The 17,636-nt window shown below is 34.2% G+C and carries 19 protein-coding genes and 1 tRNA gene; 12 read left to right on the top strand and 8 right to left on the bottom strand.

Features of this window, described 5'->3' with window-relative positions:
- The first annotated feature begins 50 nt into the window (after nt 1–50).
- Nucleotides 51–1,187, top strand: a complete 1,137-nt coding sequence (locus OB_RS06480; protein WP_011065633.1) for a site-specific integrase — start codon at nt 51–53, stop codon at nt 1,185–1,187.
- Nucleotides 1,188–1,296: 109 nt separating this feature from the next.
- Here OB_RS06480 and OB_RS06475 read toward each other — a convergent pair.
- Together OB_RS06475 and OB_RS06470 are read right to left on the bottom strand one after the other, a co-directional pair.
- A tRNA-Val gene (locus OB_RS06475) sits at nt 1,297–1,369 on the bottom strand.
- Between the two features lie 149 nt (nt 1,370–1,518).
- Nucleotides 1,519–1,740 (bottom strand): hypothetical protein, encoded by a 222-nt coding sequence (locus OB_RS06470; RefSeq protein ID WP_041544117.1) that lies wholly within the window; start codon nt 1,738–1,740, stop codon nt 1,519–1,521.
- 547 nt (nt 1,741–2,287) lie between these two features.
- Here OB_RS06470 and OB_RS06465 point away from each other — a divergent pair.
- From OB_RS06465 to OB_RS06440, 6 genes are all read left to right on the top strand, one after another.
- Nucleotides 2,288–4,018, top strand: a complete 1,731-nt coding sequence (locus tag OB_RS06465) for an ABC transporter ATP-binding protein (protein WP_011065632.1) — start codon at nt 2,288–2,290, stop codon at nt 4,016–4,018.
- Nucleotides 4,008–5,813 (top strand): ABC transporter ATP-binding protein, encoded by a 1,806-nt coding sequence (locus OB_RS06460; RefSeq protein ID WP_011065631.1) that lies wholly within the window; start codon nt 4,008–4,010, stop codon nt 5,811–5,813. Before OB_RS06465 ends, OB_RS06460 begins: the two co-directional genes overlap by 11 nt.
- An 88-nt stretch (nt 5,814–5,901) precedes the next feature.
- A complete protein-coding gene (locus OB_RS06455; protein WP_011065630.1) occupies nt 5,902–6,627 on the top strand; it encodes an alpha/beta hydrolase in 726 nt (241 codons plus the stop codon).
- A gap of 85 nt (nt 6,628–6,712) precedes the next feature.
- Nucleotides 6,713–7,225: a YjcG family protein gene (locus OB_RS06450; RefSeq protein WP_011065629.1), complete on the top strand. Its 513-nt coding sequence runs from the start codon at nt 6,713–6,715 to the stop codon at nt 7,223–7,225.
- A gap of 8 nt (nt 7,226–7,233) precedes the next feature.
- Complete coding sequence (locus tag OB_RS06445) at nt 7,234–7,659, top strand: GNAT family N-acetyltransferase (RefSeq protein WP_011065628.1); 426 nt, start codon at nt 7,234–7,236, stop codon at nt 7,657–7,659.
- A 216-nt stretch (nt 7,660–7,875) separates the two neighbouring features.
- Nucleotides 7,876–8,586: a YetF domain-containing protein gene (locus tag OB_RS06440; RefSeq protein WP_011065627.1), complete on the top strand. Its 711-nt coding sequence runs from the start codon at nt 7,876–7,878 to the stop codon at nt 8,584–8,586.
- A 61-nt stretch (nt 8,587–8,647) separates the two neighbouring features.
- Here OB_RS06440 and OB_RS06435 read toward each other — a convergent pair whose 3' ends face one another.
- Complete coding sequence (locus tag OB_RS06435; protein ID WP_041544116.1) at nt 8,648–8,902, bottom strand: hypothetical protein; 255 nt, start codon at nt 8,900–8,902, stop codon at nt 8,648–8,650.
- Nucleotides 8,903–9,135: 233 nt separating this feature from the next.
- Between OB_RS06435 and OB_RS06430 the strand changes: the two genes are divergently transcribed.
- On the top strand, nt 9,136–9,606 hold the full coding sequence (locus OB_RS06430; RefSeq protein ID WP_011065625.1) for a CotY/CotZ family spore coat protein: 471 nt from the start codon (nt 9,136–9,138) through the stop codon (nt 9,604–9,606).
- 44 nt (nt 9,607–9,650) lie between these two features.
- On the opposite strand, the gene OB_RS06425 is transcribed toward OB_RS06430, so the two are convergent.
- Together OB_RS06425 and mgtE are read right to left on the bottom strand one after the other, a co-directional pair.
- Nucleotides 9,651–10,112: a CotO family spore coat protein gene (locus tag OB_RS06425; RefSeq protein ID WP_011065624.1), complete on the bottom strand. Its 462-nt coding sequence runs from the start codon at nt 10,110–10,112 to the stop codon at nt 9,651–9,653.
- Between the two features lie 167 nt (nt 10,113–10,279).
- Complete coding sequence (gene mgtE, locus OB_RS06420) at nt 10,280–11,659, bottom strand: magnesium transporter (protein ID WP_011065623.1); 1,380 nt, start codon at nt 11,657–11,659, stop codon at nt 10,280–10,282.
- 333 nt (nt 11,660–11,992) lie between these two features.
- On the opposite strand from mgtE, the gene prpE reads away from it, so the two are divergent.
- Nucleotides 11,993–12,745 (top strand): bis(5'-nucleosyl)-tetraphosphatase PrpE, encoded by a 753-nt coding sequence (gene prpE, locus OB_RS06415; protein WP_011065622.1) that lies wholly within the window; start codon nt 11,993–11,995, stop codon nt 12,743–12,745.
- Here the strand turns inward: prpE and OB_RS06410 are convergent.
- The 3 genes from OB_RS06410 to OB_RS06400 are packed head-to-tail and all read right to left on the bottom strand — an operon-like array spanning nt 12,731 to nt 15,065.
- Nucleotides 12,731–13,630: an RluA family pseudouridine synthase gene (locus tag OB_RS06410; RefSeq protein ID WP_041544115.1), complete on the bottom strand. Its 900-nt coding sequence runs from the start codon at nt 13,628–13,630 to the stop codon at nt 12,731–12,733. The genes prpE and OB_RS06410 overlap by 15 nt on opposite strands.
- A gap of 1 nt (nt 13,631) precedes the next feature.
- Nucleotides 13,632–14,435 (bottom strand): NAD kinase, encoded by an 804-nt coding sequence (locus OB_RS06405; protein ID WP_011065620.1) that lies wholly within the window; start codon nt 14,433–14,435, stop codon nt 13,632–13,634.
- A gap of 21 nt (nt 14,436–14,456) precedes the next feature.
- The gene (locus OB_RS06400; RefSeq protein ID WP_011065619.1) at nt 14,457–15,065 is read right to left on the bottom strand and encodes a GTP pyrophosphokinase; all 609 of its coding nucleotides are present in this window, start codon (nt 15,063–15,065) and stop codon (nt 14,457–14,459) included.
- Between the two features lie 172 nt (nt 15,066–15,237).
- Here OB_RS06400 and OB_RS06395 point away from each other — a divergent pair, with 172 nt between their 5' ends.
- The 3 genes from OB_RS06395 (at nt 15,238) to OB_RS06385 (ending at nt 17,225) form a co-directional block, all read left to right on the top strand.
- On the top strand, nt 15,238–15,813 hold the full coding sequence (locus tag OB_RS06395) for a CYTH domain-containing protein (protein ID WP_011065618.1): 576 nt from the start codon (nt 15,238–15,240) through the stop codon (nt 15,811–15,813).
- Between the two features lie 83 nt (nt 15,814–15,896).
- Nucleotides 15,897–16,283: a hypothetical protein gene (locus tag OB_RS06390; RefSeq protein ID WP_011065617.1), complete on the top strand. Its 387-nt coding sequence runs from the start codon at nt 15,897–15,899 to the stop codon at nt 16,281–16,283.
- Between the two features lie 18 nt (nt 16,284–16,301).
- Complete coding sequence (locus OB_RS06385) at nt 16,302–17,225, top strand: ClpXP adapter SpxH family protein (protein WP_011065616.1); 924 nt, start codon at nt 16,302–16,304, stop codon at nt 17,223–17,225.
- Nucleotides 17,226–17,636: the final 411 nt, after the last annotated feature.

Below are 17,636 nucleotides of genomic sequence, written 5' to 3'. Positions count from 1 at the left end.
AACACTTAACCACTTACTTAACCACTTACTTACCAGTAGGAGATAAGCATATGAAGGGATCTATTAAAAAATACGATACAAAGAAAGGAATTCGTTATCTATTTATAATTGATATTAATCAAAGTGGTAAAGCGAGAAAGCAGAAAAAACTGTCTGGCTTTACGAGAAAGAAAGATGCGGAGGATGCATTAAAGAAGTTAATCATCGAACTGGAAAATGACGGCTATCTTGAACCGAGTAAAGAATCATTTCAGTCCTTTTTACAGCACTGGTTCTATACACACTACATTACGAGCATTAAAAGAACCACACATTCAAATCGAGATTATCTCATTAAAAAGCATTTAATAGAAGATAATCCATTTGCTGAAAAAGCTATATCTGACATAACTACAGAAGAAATTGATTACTTTTATCACTACAAGCTTGGTAAAGGATATAGCACGAGTTACATTCGCAAAATGCATCAGATGCTACACCTTTCTTTTGCACAAGCTGTGAAATGGAGAAAGATTTCGTATAATCCTGTCGTGAATACCACCCCGCCAAGAGTACAAACCAAACAGGTTTCTATCTGGTCTAAAGATCAAGTAAAGCAGTTCTTAGAAACATCCAACTTAGAAAGGTTATATATTCTTTTTCTGCTTGCTATTTATACTGGGATGCGCAAAGGAGAGTTGTTAGGGTTAAAGTGGAGTGACATAAATATGGAAAAGGAATGCATTCATATCCACCGAAACTTATGCTATATACAAAATCAAGGATATTTCTTTACGACACCAAAAACGGTGAGATCAACACGCGTTATACCTATTTCTTCATTAATCAGCGATCAATTGCAATGTATAAAAGAAAAACAACAATGTGAGAAGGAATTGGCTGGTCCATCGTATGAAGACAATGATTTAGTTATTTGTACAGCATTAGGAAAAGTGCAAGATCCCAGAAACGTGACCAGAGTATTTGAACGATGTATAAAAAATGCCAATGTCCCTAAAATTCGCTTCCACGATTTACGACATACACACGCTTCGATTCTTATTTCAGAGGGTGTAGATATCGTGAAAGTAAGTAGTCGAATGGGACACACTAGCCCAAAGACAACCTTAGATATTTACGCTCACGTTGTTCCGAATACAGATAATGAAGTCGCAACGATCTTTGAAAAATCACTCCAAAACTCGTGACTATTTTGTGACTGCTTAACACAATCACCCATCCTTCATCCTTATCCTCAAATACACAAAAAAGCCTGTACCCTTTGTCACACAAGGAATACAGACTTTCTAATTAGGATGATTCCGATTGGGCTCGAACCAACGACCTCCACCCTGTCAAGGTGGCGCTCTCCCAACTGAGCTACGGAATCGTGTACACGAGAACATATTATTATGTATGTAAACGTTTAGAGAGTTTTCTAGATTACTCAATATATGTATTATAATCGATAGAGAGCATTTTCTGCAAGCATATTCACATTAGCTGCATTCTTAATATTTTAATAGATTAACCTCTTACTTAAGAACAACAATAGGTTGCATCATCAACTGCATCTCTTGGAATATAAACAAAACTACCATCCACTTTAATAGGAATATCGTTATCTTTTAACAGATCTTTTTGTTCCAATGATAGATCAACACCCCACTGTATGTATTCTCCTATATATTCCTTTTGACATCCTGATACTAATATTAAAATCATTGCACTACACATCACTAAATATGTGTTCTTCCTCATAGTAGAAACACCTCTTTTATATTTAACTTTCCAGAATACTAGACCAAACTTTTCTTTATCTTTTTAACTAGATAATTAAAAAGAATTACTAATACAAAAAATCCCCATATAAAGAAAACAGATAAACCATACAATCTTATTATCAATTCATATATCAATAATGTTATTATTCCTATTATTATACCTATGGTTAATTCTTTATATTTTTTCATTGTTGACCCCATCCAAACTGTGTAGTATAAACATTTTAATGTTGTAATTACTTAGCAGCCTAATTGTTTTATTATACATCAACGTAAGATTTAAAGTATTTAAAATTCAACATAATAAAAATAAAAAATTTTCGGTATTTTACAAGTAATGCTTACTTACACTTATTTCTATACTATTACGCTTAAAACCCGAATATTAAGCTGTTTGTTTTTCAAAGCAACTAATCCAACAATCAAAATTTCGCAAACCGAAATAAATTACTGGATAATAACGCTTCATCGTCTTATAATAATTATAAAATTGTTTCTTATCTGAGATTGAGGGTGGATGATTATTGAGAAATGTTTTTTCATTTATAAAGCCTTATAAAGTTTCATCTATTGTAGCACTTCTACTAATGTTGATTGAATTAGCTGTAGAATTGCTGCTTCCTTTATTTTTAGGGTTCATGATTAACCAAGGGGTTGAGAACCAAGATTTAGGAAACATTGGATTCTGGGGAAGTATCATGATTGGGTTGGCTATACTTTCACTTATTTCTGGAATTATTAATTCCTTTATTTCCTCTCATGTCAGTTTTGCGTATGGTTATGATATACGTCAAAAACTGTTTGAAAAAATTCAAGATTTTTCTTTTGCCAATTTAAATCAATATCCTACATCTGCGTTAGTAACAAGGTTCACGAATGATATACGCCAAATTCAAAATACGATCTTTATGGCTTTGCGTATAATGGCGAAAGCTCCCCTTACTGTAATTGGTGGAGTTATCATGGCTTTTATTGTAAATGCACAATTAGCGGCTGTTTTCTTATTAACTGTTCCCCTGCTTGTCATCTTTTTATTATGGATTTTAAAGATTACGAGTAAGTTGTTTACAAAAGTCCAAGGTAATGTAGATAACGTAAATCGTGTCATGCAGGAGAATCTTGCTGGAATGCGATTAATTAAAGCTTTTTCCCGTAGAGGTTTTGAAGAGGATAGATTTGGTATTGCGAATACGGAGCTTGCAGATGCAACCAAGAAAACATTTCGTATTATTGAATCCACAGGTCCGATACTTCTACTTGTAATGAATGTGAGCTTAATTTTCATTATATGGTTTGGTAATGCGCAAACCATTGCGGGTCAAGCGAATGTTGGTGAAGTAGTGACGATGGTAAATTATGCACTAAGAGTATCCATGGCAATTTCTATGTTCTCCTTCATTATAATGGCGATTTCACGAACAAAAGCATCTGCAGAGCGTATCGAAGAAGTATTAACATTGCACAATGAACAAGAACAACAAGCTTCTTCAAATGATAAAGAAGTTGTTAAATACGGAAAAGTAACATATGACCATGTTTCCTTTACATATCCTAATGCAAATCGACCAACGTTAAAAGATATTTCGTTTAATGTTAATCCAGGAGAAAGTATGGCTATTATCGGAGCGACTGGTTCTGGAAAAACGTCACTGTTTCAATTAATGCCAAGGTTATATGAACCGACTAATGGAACTATTTATGTAGATGATCTACCATTAGATAATTATTCATTTGCAAATTTACGGGACAGTATTGGATATGTGCCGCAAAGCCCCTTATTATTCACAGGTACAATATTTGATAATATCGCTTGGGGAAAACGTGAAGCAACAATGGATGACGTTATTCAAGCTGCTAAAGATGCGCAAATCCATGACACTATTATGCAATTAGAAGGAAAATACGAAACGCGTGTCGGTCAAAAAGGCGTAAATCTCTCAGGTGGTCAGAAACAACGTATCTCGATCGCACGAGCTTTAATTCGAAAGCCTAAAATCTTAATGTTAGATGACAGTACAAGTGCTCTGGACTTAGCAACTGAAGCTCAATTTTTACAAGCATTGGAGAGTTATCAATGTACCGTTTTTATCATTACGCAAAAAGTATCCACTGCGAAAAAGTCTGATCGAATCTTATTACTCGATTACGGTTCTATATTAGATATTGGGACGCATGCACAGTTACTTCATACATCCGAATTATATCAATCCATTGCTGAATCACAATTTGAAAAGGAGGCTCATCATGCGAAATAGTTCTCTAAAAGCACCTTTTCAATATGAAAGAATTGATATATCGAATGTAGATGCACATCAACAAAAAAAGGCCAAAAATATGGGCGCAACGCTTAAACGAATTTGGAAATACCTAGCAGTAGAAAAAGGTATGCTTACGCTCGTTATTTTAATGGTCCTTATTAGCTCAATGTTTGCATTGCTCGGTCCATTCTTAGTCGGAAGAGCAATTGATAACTTCATTATTACGCAAGAGGTAAATGGGCTCGGGTATCTTTTACTTGCTTTAATTGCTGTTTATATCATCCACTCTGTTTCATTGTTTTTTCAAAATTTTTGGATGGTTGGAATCGCTCAAAATACAGTTCATACATTACGAAAGAATTTATTTGAACAATTTCATCGTTTACCTATTTCCTATTTTGATAAACGTCAACACGGAGAATTGATGAGTCGCTTAACAAATGATATTGATAACATTAACAATACTTTAAACCAATCCGTTATTCAGATATTTTCAAGTGTACTCACTCTCGTAGGTACATTGGTGGTCATGCTTTATTTAAGCCCTATCCTAACAGTAGTAGCGATGTCTATTATTCCAGTCATGTATGTTGCGATGCGCTGGATAACTCAAAGAACAGGTCCGTTATATAAGTTACAACAACGGCACCTTGGTGAGGTAAATGGGTATGTAGAAGAAATTGTTTCAGGGCAACACGTTGTAAAGACCTATTCTCAAGAAAAATACGTGACTAATCAATTTGAAAAAAGAAATAATGAATTAAAAAATACTGGTTTCTGGGCTCTTACTTTTTCTGGTTTTATTCCAAAGGTAATGAATATGTTAAACTTCTTAAGCTTTGGTTTAATTGCTTTAGTAGGTGGAATATTGGTAATCGTTTCAGATACTTCCTTAGTAACGGTTGGTACCATTGTCATATTTACGGAATATGCTCGACAATTCACTCGTCCGCTTAATGAATTATCCAATCAATTTAATATGCTCCTATCAGCCATCGCTGGTGCAGAACGAGTATTTAATGTTATGGATGAAACACATGAAGAAGTAGATGAAAAAGATGCTGTTACTATAAATGACACCGATGGTCAAGTCATATTTAGGAACGTTTCATTTGGATATGAAAACAATAAAACATTAGACAACATCTCATTTGAAGCAAGGCCAGGAGAAACCATCGCTCTAGTGGGGCACACTGGTGCTGGAAAGACAACCATTATAAACCTAATTTCCCGCTTCTATAATTACGATAGTGGATCAATTACTTTAGATGGTTTAGACATTAAAAAGATTAAACGTTCCAGTCTCCGAAATCACATGGCTTTTGTATTACAGGATGCATTCTTATTCCAAGGAACGATTAGAGAAAATATTCGCTATGGAAAATTAACTGCAAGTGATCACGAAGTTGAAGAAGCAGCAAAAAATGCCAATGCTTATGAATTTATATCTCATTTACAAGAAGGCTTTGATACGATTCTGGATCAAGATGGTAGCGGCATAAGTCAAGGACAGAAACAATTACTTACTATAGCTAGAGCACTACTAGCGGAGCCAAAGATACTAATCCTAGATGAAGCAACCAGTAATATTGATACAATCACAGAGATAAAAATTCAAGAAGCTTTAAAAAGACTAATGAAAGGCAGAACAAGTTTTGTTGTGGCACATCGTTTAAATACGATTCGTGAAGCTGATATGATCATGATGATGAAAAATGGTAAAATCATTGAAAAAGGAAATCACCATAGTTTAATGGAACAAAAAGGGTATTACTATGAACTTCATAGCTAATACCCTTCCCTATTCTAAGTGACAGCAATTATCATCGGTGATAGACTATCGATATACCAAACAAAATCTTGAGTCAGAGGTGGAAATTGTGGGAAGAAAAGGGAAAATGATTGAAAAACAAATCGATAGCGATTATCTAGATGAATCGATGTCTATCCAAATTTATCAGCCAGAATCTTTTTCTGACCTATACAAGTATGATATTTGTATCATGCAAGACGGAAATGATTATTTCCAAATGGGCAGAGTAGCGACCTTAAGCGATCGATTACATGAATCAAAAGAAATAAGTAATACCGTATTTGTTGGTATTCATTACAAGGATAAACATGATAGAAGAAAAAAATATCACCCTTCTGGTGAACAGAATAAAGCGTATATAAAATTTCTCGTACATGAAGTGGTGCCTTTATTGGATTCAATAATTCCTACTTATCATATGGGGAGATCACGTACATTAATTGGAGACTCTCTAGCTGGCACGTTAGCACTGATGACTGCTATTCAGTACCCCAATACATTCGGAAAGATTGCTATGCAGTCTCCATATGTAGATGAAACCGTTCTGGAAGCAGTCAATAAAATTGATAATCTCTCAACCATCGATATTTATCACACCATCGGGACAAACGAAACAGATGTCTCCATGACGGATGGAAACCGTGCTGATTTCTTAACACCAAATCGCAAACTTCATGCCATTTTGCAAGAAAAAGGTGCAACCTATCTTTATCATGAATTAGATGAAGGTGAACATACATGGAAGTATTGGCAAAAGGATATGAAGCGATTATTAACAAGTTTATTTGAATAAGTTTCTATTTCTTGTATATTTTTGCTATACTATAAAAAAACAATTTCTGATTATTAACGAAAGAATTGCTATAGGAGGTTACATTATGAAATACGGCATTGCAATTTTCCCATCTAAAACAATCCAGGATCAGGCTAACGCATTAAGAAAGCGATATGACCCTCGTTATTCATTAATACCACCTCACTTAACATTAAAAGAATCTTTTGAAGCTGACGAAGAAACTTTAAGTGAGACAGTTGAAGAGCTTCGCAAGATCGCAAAAGAAACCGAACCGTTCCATATTCAAATTAATAAAGTAAGTACGTTTGAGCCAGTAACAAATACTATTTATTTCAAAGTTGAACCAATTCAACAACTTAATGACTTGCACACAAAATTACATGAAGGTAAATTTGATGATAATCAGACCCATCCATTTGTACCTCATATTACTATTGCCCAAGATTTGGAGCACGATGAGTTTTCCGATATCTTAGGAAGATTACAAATGGAAGGTTTCAATCTGGAAGATTATGTTGATCGATTTCAATTACTATACCAATTAGACAATGAATCTTGGACAGTTTACCAAACATTTGTTTTAGGAAGGGATTAATTTTTTGTATGGAAGTCAAAATGGCACAGTCAAGAGAAGAATTAGAACAGGCATATCATATCCGTATGATTGTATTTGTAGAAGAACAAGAAGTGCCTGCTGAAGAAGAATTAGATGAACATGATGCCACCGCTACTCATTTTTTAGCCTATGAGCATGGTTCTGCTATTGCAGCAAGTCGCTTAAGGTATACAGATGAAGGTTATGGCAAATTAGAAAGAATTTGTGTTTTAAAAGCTCATCGCGGGAAATCTGTTGGCCAACAACTGATAGCTGCGATGGAAGAAGAAATAAAACATCAAAATTATCATAAAGCAAAATTAAATGCACAAACGCACGCATTAAATTTCTATAAGAAATTAGGGTATCATGTGATATCAGATGAATTTATGGATGCAGGAATTCCACATGTAACCATGGTAAAAGATTTATAATTAATGTAGGGAATCAGTATACTAACTGCTTCCCTTTTTTTAATGTCTAGAAAAATTATAAAATTTTGTAACTGTGGGTAAACGTTAGAAGTTAATTAGCCACGTCCAGGAAATACGGTAATAAAGGGCACTTGCCCTTTTGTTCTAGTTCTTTACATGATTATCTCTTTTTCGGCAACACTAAGCCTGAATGCATACATGGAGGGAGATTACATCATGAGTGGATATTTCAGCATGTTTTTTGAGATGGTTATAGGCTTTGTTGCACTTTTTCTTGTTACAAAAATCCTTGGGAAAACACAGATTTCGCAAATAACTCCCTTTGATTTTATCGCAGCATTATTACTTGGTGAATTAGTAGGCAATGCTTTATTCGATCAAAATGCCGGAATCATTGATATATTATTCGTTATTACCATTTATGCAATAATTATGTATATATCAGAAATTATCACACAAAAATACAAGCATACTCGACATATGATAGAAGGTTTCCCTTCCATTGTAATTTACAATGGAAAGTTAATTCGTGACACAATGAAGAAAAACAAACTTGATATTAATCAGCTACAACATTTACTTCGTACAAAGGATACATTTTCTATTCAGGAAGTTGAATTTGCCGTTTTAGAAGCGAATGGTACATTATCTGTTCTCAAAAAATCGGACTACCAAATACCTACCCGAAAAGATTTAAAAATGAGTACAACAGAAGTAGATTTATCAACAACATTGATTAATGACGGTGAAGTAATACAGGATAATTTAAAGGAGAAAAACCTTAGTATAGAATGGTTGATGGAGCAAATTAAGAAAGAAGGATATGAAAGGATCGAAGATGTATTTTACGCAGAGTATATAAAAGACAAGCCTCTTTTCCTCCTACCTTATATCAACCGTAATCATCAAAAATGGGATGTGGACTAACCAATTAAAAGTACCTTATTCTAGCTTCTCTTTAGAATAAGGTACTTTTTTCTTCAATAATTTAAACATAATCGTTAAAATTTCTTCCTTTTCCTGTAAATAGGCTCACATCTTCTTTTGAGATATAATTTGCAACTTTACGGTTGTCATCTACAGACGGATGTAATCCTTCATGCCTAGCAGCAACTTCTTGATGTTTTTGATCTAACACTACTTTAAACGGACCTTCGATATAGTTTCTATTCGTCTTCACTTGTATAACACGGCGTTGATAATCTTGGTATTGGTAATGTTCAATTGGAAGTACGTAAGCCATATCAGAATCTCCTCTCAAAGAATAACCTATCTATAGTATACGTAAATACGCATTAACATTTGACGGTTCTTTTCTAATAAATACCCTTTTTCTGAAAAAGCAAACATTTTTTCAATACTTTTTTTTATTTCTAGTCATACTCACAGTTTTTCTTATATATGCCCACACCATCCATGCTATGACACATATCCTATAAGGAAAGTAAATTCAAATTGCGAAAGGAGATATTTTTCATGGGTTGTGGAAAAAATTACGATACGGGAAGTTGCGTAGCAGATATCTTAAAAGATATTGTTGACGCTCAAAATGACATTGTAGAAAATTGCTGTGATACCAGCTGTGATCAATCCATCAACGACTTGCTAGGTGAGAACGATACCTCTAACGGTTTAGATACAGTTCCAGTTATCCTATATTGCAAGGATTGTAAACCATTTAAAGGATTTGGTGCTGTTCGTGAACACAGAAGCAAAATTGGCGATATCCTTTCTAGCTTCATCTTCCGTGTCAAAAAAGTAGATAAAGATAATTGCGCAGTTCTTGAATTGCTACTCAGTGACGGAGAAAGCTGTGGATATGATCACTTAAAAGATCCAACTGAACAAAGCACACATGATTTAGAAGCTACCGGCATTTGTATTACTGTAGATTTAGATTGTTTCTGTCATGTAACTTGCTTACCGGCAATCAACGCATTCAATTAATAATTGAAAAAAACACCATTCAGCTAAAACTGAATGGTGTTTTTTTAGAATCCTACTAATTGAATATCTTTTATTACATCATAAGTAATTTTAATGCTGTTTTTTCGGTTAGATGGACGAAATTTCACTTCTTCTTTCGTTGTATCTAGGATTATTCCTCGGTACTTTTTTTGATCTGTAATTACTAAACAATTAATAGGAGGAGCGTACTCTGAGCGGTCAAGAAAATAATCAATTTTTTCGTTAATAGACATCGCTTTAAATTGCTTTTTCTTTTTATTGTCTTCATGGTTTTCTTGATTTTGAACTTCTTTATTGGTGAACTCTTTTATTTGTTTTCCACTTCTTGTTTTTCTAGGGATTAAAGAGTCTTTTATTTCATTTTTTGAATGTGCACTTCTATTACGATTCCCCATAAAATGATGTTGCATCGTAGCTTTAGGCTGATTCAAGTCAGGCTGATGAATATAAAGCAATGGCTCTTTTGCATATTCACTTTTTGACATTATTTCATACTCCCTTCATTCCATCCTCTAGTTAGTATATGTACCCAAAAATAATTTGTGTACAATGCCCTAATACATGAAAGAGGAGAGTATAAGCTCTTAAATAGAATACTACATACTTTCACCATAAATTATACTTAGTGTTACATATATATATTTGTCTCAAACTATATTAAATAACTCATGAATGTTGTTGCCATTCCAAAATAGATTAAAATAGAAATTAAATCATTAATTGTTGTAATAAATGGTCCCGATGCAACTGCTGGGTCGATATTTAAACGATTCATAAACATTGGAATCAATGTACCAGCTAATGTTGCTACGATAAGTGACCCCATTATTGAAAAACCTACGAGGAACCCAAGATAAATATTTCCTTGCCACAAATAAATAACCAGTACTAATATACTTCCACAAACCGTACCTGTAATTAGACCAGTAATCGCTTCTCTCCCAACAAGCTTCCATTTATCATTATTATTATAATCTCCAGTTGCCATACCTCGTACTGCTACTGCTAAAGCTTGTGTTCCAGAGTTACCTGCCATTCCAGCAATTAATGGTATGAATATAGCTAAAACAGCAACTTGGTTTAACGTATCTTCAAATCTGCCAATTAAACTGGCTGTAAGCATCCCTAAAAACAGTAGAATCACTAACCAAGGTAATCGTTTCCTAGCTGAACGAAATGCATTATCGTCTTTTATATCCGTATTAGACATGGCAGCAAGCATCGAGTAATCCTCACTTGCTTCTTCTTCCATAACATCTAAAATATCGTCAACAGTGATTATTCCAAGTAAATGGTCTTGAAAATCAACTACAGGTAGTGCAAGAAAGTCATAATCACGAAACATTTGTGCTACTTCCTCTTGGTCTTTCGCCACAGAAACTGCGACGACTTTTGTACTCATTAATTCTTCAATTTTAGTTTCATCATCAGCGATTATTAAGTCTCGAATGGAAAGGACACCTACTAATCGTTTATCCCCATCCAAAACAAACAGATAGTAAATGGTTTCTGCATCTGGTGCTTCCGTTTTCAATAAACGCATTGTTTCTGATACAGTCATGTTGTTGTATATGGAAACATACTCCGTGGTCATAATACTACCGGCAGTTTTTTCCTCATAGTGCAGTAATTGTTTAATTTCATTCGCACTTTCTTGATCCATAATAGTTAGATAACTGGCTACTTTTTCTTTATCTAATTCATTTAAAACATCTACTGCATCATCGGTTGGCATCTCAGCAAGAATCATTGCAGCATACCTCGGATCCATCTCCTCAAAAAATGCCGTTACATCTTCAAGATCAATGTTTATGAGTATTTCCGACATTTCTTCAGGAGATAAATACGTATATATCTGCCCTCTTGCTTCTTCATCCTGTTGATTAAAAAACATCGCCTGATCATAAGGATGAATGTCTAAAAATGATTCACGAAAAACTTCAATTTCCCCTTCTTGAAGGGCTGTATTTACTTTTTCAATATGCACTTGAAATTGTTCTTCATATTGAGTATCGTAACGTTCTTGTTTCATTATAATCCCCCCCGTTACCTTCACACTACATAGTGTATATTTTTCCCCATTGAATAAAAATCAAACAGAAAGTAGCATAAGACATAGAAGTTTGTTGATGCTAATATTAAAATATATAGTCGTTCCTGCTAAAAAGCAACTGTCTGTAATGAATTTAAACACCACAACATTCGGATTCCATAGCAAAATATGAGTTATAAAATTGATTCAAGTGTAAAAATAACAGTTATGACATTGATTTAGCATGTGAAAGGTTTAAATATAATACTAACTTGTATAGATTAAAACACCACAACGTTTACCGTCAAATTTTTTATTAAGGAGATTAATGATATGAAAATCGATATTATTGGAGATGTGCATGGTTGTTTAGAGGAATTAGAGGAACTATTGTTCAAATTAGGATATCAAATAAAGAATGGTACTTATCAACACTCTAATAACCGTCAAATAGTCTTTGTAGGAGATATAACAGATCGGGGTCCAGATTCCATTAAAGTAATAAAATTGGTTTATCAGCTTGTAAAAGAGAAGCTTGCCTATTATATACCTGGAAATCATTGCAACAAGCTCTATCGTTTCTTTCAAGGTAATAAAGTAATGGAAAAGCATGGTTTGGAGACAACAACAGCAGAATATCGTAGTTTATCAAAAGAGAAACAAAACAACATAAAGCATAAATTCATAGAGCTGTATGAGCGTTCTCCCCTTTATCTTCACTTAAAAAATATTAATGTAATCATCGCCCACGCCGGTATACCAGAGCACTTAATTGGAAAAAAAGATAAACGGACAAAAACTTTCGTCTTATACGGGGATATTACAGGAGAATTCGATACAACAGGAAAACCTATCCGCCGCGATTGGGCTAAGCATTATCACGGTGATAGTTGGATTGTATATGGACATACTCCTGTACTTGAACCAAGAGTGGTAAATCATACAATAAATATTGATACTGGTTGTGTATTCGGAAATAAATTGACGGCATATCGATTTCCAGAAAAGGAATTTGTCTCCGTAGCTTCAAGACAACCATTTATTGCTGAGAAATTTACCGATTTTAATGTGTCAAATGAGCATTAAACGCTTCAATAATATTCCCATGTCTTCTGGAAGACTTGCTTCAAGTTGAATTGGTTGATTTTTGATTGGATGCATCATTGTAATTTGCTTACAATGCAAGGCTTGACGCAGCATAATATCTTTTGATCCACCATACAGATTATCACCATATAACGAATGCCCTAAATATTGAAAGTGTACTCTAATTTGGTGAGTTCTCCCTGTCTCTAATTTAATTTCTACCCATGAAGCTATAGAATCTGCATACAAAACACGATAGTTTGTTTTTGCATACTTGCCATTTCTCATATCAACAGTACGCTCAATTATCGATCCTTCTTTTCTTGCTATAGGAGCATCGACGATACCTGAAGTTGGGCTTACTTCTCCATGTACAATTGCTTCATATACTCGGTTTATATTCCCCTCTTGCTGCATACGTGAGAACAAAGAATGAACATATTGGTTTTTTGCAACTAAAACTAGGCCAGAAGTATTCACATCTAGCCTAGTAACAATATGAACAGTCGAAGGAATTGAATTTTTTTGATAATAATACGTTAAACCATTCGCTAACGTATTATGACGATGGTTCATCGATGGAAGACATGCTTGTCCAGCAGGTTTGTTTACGACAAGGCAATACGCATCTTCATAAATAATATCTAACGGTAGCTTTTCTGGTGTTATTGCGTCACTAGGTTTCTCATCAGGAAGTGCTACGGTCAAGATGTCTTCACGCTTTAATTTATAGGTTACCCACTGTGAAGTTCCGTTTACTTGTATACTACTGGGCACTTTTTTCAAAGAAATAAGTAATCTCCTAGAAAAATGATGAATTTGTTGTAAATAGGTTTTAATCAACATTCCTTGCTCATTTTTCTTGATTTCCCACCGTAAAATCACATTACCCTTCCTCCGATACAAAGGAATCTCTAACTCTGTTCCAGAATGGGAATTGCTTAAAACGAGCAAACCGCACCTTCTCTTTAGCTACTCTACACTGTATCGATTTTACATTTTGATAATTCTTTGTAAAATGATCAATTTGAATAAGAAAACTGCTATCTACCATTGGTTTTAAGAAACAAGTATGATGTTTTGGTAGTATAAGCGGCGAACCAATAGTACGGAAAACACGATTATTAATGGATGCATTCTCCGTAATTTGAATTGCTTCTAATGATGGATGCAAAATCGCCCCTCCGAGAGCTTTATTGTATGCTGTGCTTCCTGAAGGTGTGGATATACAGATTCCGTCTCCGCGAAATGTTTCAAAATGCTCGCCTTTTATTTCTACATCAAATACAACGGAAGAACCGTCCGCTGTTTTTATCATCGCTTCATTTAAAGCAAGAATACGATCTTCTTTCCCGCCTGCTTTCGCTCTAATAATGACTTCTAATAAAGGGTATTCAACGGTTTGAAATGGCGTTTTTGCAATCTCTATAATCAGTCTTTCCACATCTTTAGGTGTCCAATCTGTATAAAATCCTAAATGACCAGTATGTATTCCAATAAAAGCAGTGTCTTCTAATCGATGAACATAGCGATGAAATGCTTCAAGGAATGTACCGTCTCCCCCAACGGAAATTACTAAATCTGGGGTCTCTTTATCATAAGTCAATCCAAATTCTGATAAATATTGACGCATCATTGCTTTTATTTTTTCAGAACGGTCATCACCTTTTGAAACAATTTTAAAGTTCATGTATTATTTCTCCTTCAACTATTATTTACGATGAAACACTCTTTGCGCTTCATGAATTTCACTTCTAATTTTAGACATTTCTTCATCTAATTTAAAGGCTGCCTCTGCTGCTTTCTGTAATCGCAATCTAACCTCAGATGGCAGCTTGCCATCATATTTATAATTTAATGAATGTTCATTCGTTGCCCAGAAATTCATTGCTAATGTCCTTATTTGTATTTCTGCCAAAACAATTACTTCACCATGTATTGTTTCCACTGGATATTTGATAATCATATGATATGACCGGTAACCACTATCTTTTTTGTGGGATACATAGTCCTTCTCTTCCACTATTACAAAATCATTTCTATGGTGCAGCATATCTACAATTGTATAGATATCATCGACGAATTGACAAACAACCCGTACACCAGCAATATCTTGCATCTCACTTTCCACATTCTCTATAGCAATACCGCGGTTTTGTGCTTTTTCGATAATACTTGGTATTGGTTTTACTCTTGCTGTTACAAATTCAATTGGAGAATGACTTGACTCTTTTTCATACTGGGAACGCATCCCCTTTAACTTTACTTTTAATTCTTCGACTACTTGCTTATATGGAGCAAGAGTTAATTCCCAATTCATGGCTATCACCCTAAACGTATTCTAATAATTGCCAATCCTATTTTATCATAATCCACATAATCAACAAGTACTATCCCTACTACATGATCACGGATAATAGTTATTTTTTGCATTGAAAACTTTTATTAGACATAATAGATATAAGCTTTCTACGAATAGGAGAACATTTGAGATGTCACAAGAAATTGAAATAGAATTTAAAAATTTATTATCAAACGCTGAATTTTTACAGCTACAAAAGGACTTACCCTTTTCAACATCATCAATTGAACAAACGAACTATTATTTTGAAACAAAAAATTTCGATTTAAAGAAACATGGCTCAGCACTACGAATAAGAAAGAAGCAAGGGAAGTATTCTTTAACATTAAAACAGCCACATGAACAAGGATTATTGGAAACTCATGATATCTTAACAGAACAAGAATTTAAGCAATGGATACAAGGTGAAATTATTCCAAAACCACATACATCAAAACAACTAAGTGAAATGAATATCTCACCTGCGGAACTTAAATATGTTGGATACCTTACCACCAATCGAATGGAAATTGAATTTAATGGTACCCAGTTAGTGTTAGATTATAGTAATTATTTAGGTACAGAGGATTTTGAGTTAGAGTTAGAAGCTTCTACAAAGGAACATGGAAAAAAAATATTTTATGAGTTACTAAATAAATATAATATACCTATTCGACAAACTCCTTCCAAAATAGAGCGTTTTTTCCAACAAGCACAACGTTCTTAAAGATTTTGGAGAATTATTCCTTAATCAGATTGGTTGAACAACCCTAACTGGGTTGCTACAATAGTTATACAAGGAGAATTGTTATGGAACAGATGGAACATCGTACGATTTATGAAGCCATTGGTGGCTATAGAACAATGAATAATATTGTTCATGCATTTTATACAAGAGTTGAAGTTCATCCAGATTTAAAACCAATATTTCCAGATGACCTGACAGAAACAATTAGGAGACAAATGATGTTTCTTACCCAATTTTTCGGTGGCCCAAGATTGTATGAAGAAGAAAGAGGTCATCCAATGTTACGCAGGAGACACCTTCCCTTTCCCATTACGCCAACACGAAGAGATGCTTGGTTAACATGTATGGCAGCAGCTTTAGAAGAAGCTGAAATTAAAGAACCCTATCGTACTGCAATGATGGAACGGTTAACACTAACTGCTAATCACATGATGAATACGCCTGAATGAGAGAAAGGAGAATCCGATGTGAGTTGGAATCAACAAGAGCTTACTAGCTCCAATCATACAAACACATCGCCGAATTTTAACTACATTAATTATGTTCAAAAGCCAATAGAAATGTATGTTTTTATTGATCCTTTATGTGCAGAATGCTGGTCACTAGAACCATATATAAAAAAGCTTTCAGTAGAATACGGACGTTTTTTTACAATTAGACAGATTGTAAGTGGTCAACTATCTAATCTTAATGTCGATGTATTTGAAAAACCAAAAAAATTAAAAGATATTTGGGAACGGACTGCAAAACGGACAGGAATGAGTTGTGATGGAGACATATGGGATGAGAATCCAATTGATTACCCTTACGTACCGTCTCTGGCAATAAAAGCCGCAGAGCTACAAGGAAAAAAGGCAGGAAAAATGTTTGTACGTAAGCTCCAAGAGAACTTATTTATAAATAAAGAGAATATATCTGAAGAAAAAATATTATTAAATTGTGCTACTGAAGCTAACTTGGATCTCGAAGAATTTGAGCGTGATTTATTTTCTTCCAGTGCGAAAAAAGCACTACAATGTGATTTAAAATTAACGAGAGAAATGGAAGTTGACTATATTCCAACAATCGTATTTTTCAATCAGTCTGTAGAAGAAGAAGGTGTGAAAATTTCTGGGCTTTATCCGTACGAAATATACAAACTAGTACTAAAAGAAATTTTACAAAAAACACCCATCCCTTCATCCACACCACCTTTAATTGATTTTTTAAAACATTATCAAGTGGTGGGAACAAAAGAAATATCAGTCGTGTATGATTGGTCTTTAGATAAAACTGAAAAAGAGATGAAAAAACTTCAGTTTCAACAAATTGTAGAGCGAATTCCAGCGAAGTACGGTTCATTCTGGAAGTATATAGATAGATCAAAGACGCAAGATGCCGCTCAGCGCTAGTTGATAACTTTTATGCTAGTAGTTAGTTGAGCTATTATAATTTCCCATACAAAAAAGCTAAGACAATAAAGTCTTAGCTTTTTAAAATAAAAATAAAGGATATACGGGGCAGCATATATCCTATTTCCGTCTTTGTATATCTACAAAGGGGGATGGGAGAAAGTTTCATGATCAAACAAAAGGGGTATTTGTTTGTATTCAACTTACATTTTAATATTAACAATTCATCCTTCTAGATGCAACACTTATGTTCATGTTTTCACAAAAAATTCACTTCTAATTCAATTAGGATATACATAAACTCAAATAGCTAGTTCATCTATACATGAAAGGAGGAAATTGTCAAAGATGCGTAGACGCAAAAACTATTTCCCTTTTCTATTCTTTATACTTACCGTATTAGCCTTCTTC

The organism is Oceanobacillus iheyensis HTE831 (assembly GCF_000011245.1).
Taxonomy (GTDB): domain Bacteria; phylum Bacillota; class Bacilli; order Bacillales; family Amphibacillaceae; genus Oceanobacillus; species Oceanobacillus iheyensis.
This window is presented reverse-complemented; position numbering and strand designations above follow the sequence as displayed.

Bases quoted from the DNA above. Each gene is read 5' to 3' on its own strand.
- OB_RS06480 (WP_011065633.1), top strand. From the start codon at position 51: ATGAAGGGATCTATTAAAAAATACGATACAAAGAAAGGAATTCGTTAT.
- OB_RS06470 (WP_041544117.1), bottom strand. From the start codon at position 1,740: ATGAGGAAGAACACATATTTAGTGATGTGTAGTGCAATGATTTTAATA.
- OB_RS06460 (WP_011065631.1), top strand. From the start codon at position 4,008: ATGCGAAATAGTTCTCTAAAAGCACCTTTTCAATATGAAAGAATTGAT.
- OB_RS06450 (WP_011065629.1), top strand. From the start codon at position 6,713: ATGAAATACGGCATTGCAATTTTCCCATCTAAAACAATCCAGGATCAG.
- OB_RS06445 (WP_011065628.1), top strand. From the start codon at position 7,234: ATGGAAGTCAAAATGGCACAGTCAAGAGAAGAATTAGAACAGGCATAT.
- OB_RS06440 (WP_011065627.1), top strand. From the start codon at position 7,876: ATGAGTGGATATTTCAGCATGTTTTTTGAGATGGTTATAGGCTTTGTT.
- OB_RS06435 (WP_041544116.1), bottom strand. From the start codon at position 8,902: ATGGCTTACGTACTTCCAATTGAACATTACCAATACCAAGATTATCAA.
- OB_RS06430 (WP_011065625.1), top strand. From the start codon at position 9,136: ATGGGTTGTGGAAAAAATTACGATACGGGAAGTTGCGTAGCAGATATC.
- OB_RS06425 (WP_011065624.1), bottom strand. From the start codon at position 10,112: ATGTCAAAAAGTGAATATGCAAAAGAGCCATTGCTTTATATTCATCAG.
- mgtE (WP_011065623.1), bottom strand. From the start codon at position 11,659: ATGAAACAAGAACGTTACGATACTCAATATGAAGAACAATTTCAAGTG.
- prpE (WP_011065622.1), top strand. From the start codon at position 11,993: ATGAAAATCGATATTATTGGAGATGTGCATGGTTGTTTAGAGGAATTA.
- OB_RS06405 (WP_011065620.1), bottom strand. From the start codon at position 14,435: ATGAACTTTAAAATTGTTTCAAAAGGTGATGACCGTTCTGAAAAAATA.
- OB_RS06400 (WP_011065619.1), bottom strand. From the start codon at position 15,065: ATGAATTGGGAATTAACTCTTGCTCCATATAAGCAAGTAGTCGAAGAA.
- OB_RS06395 (WP_011065618.1), top strand. From the start codon at position 15,238: ATGTCACAAGAAATTGAAATAGAATTTAAAAATTTATTATCAAACGCT.
- OB_RS06390 (WP_011065617.1), top strand. From the start codon at position 15,897: ATGGAACAGATGGAACATCGTACGATTTATGAAGCCATTGGTGGCTAT.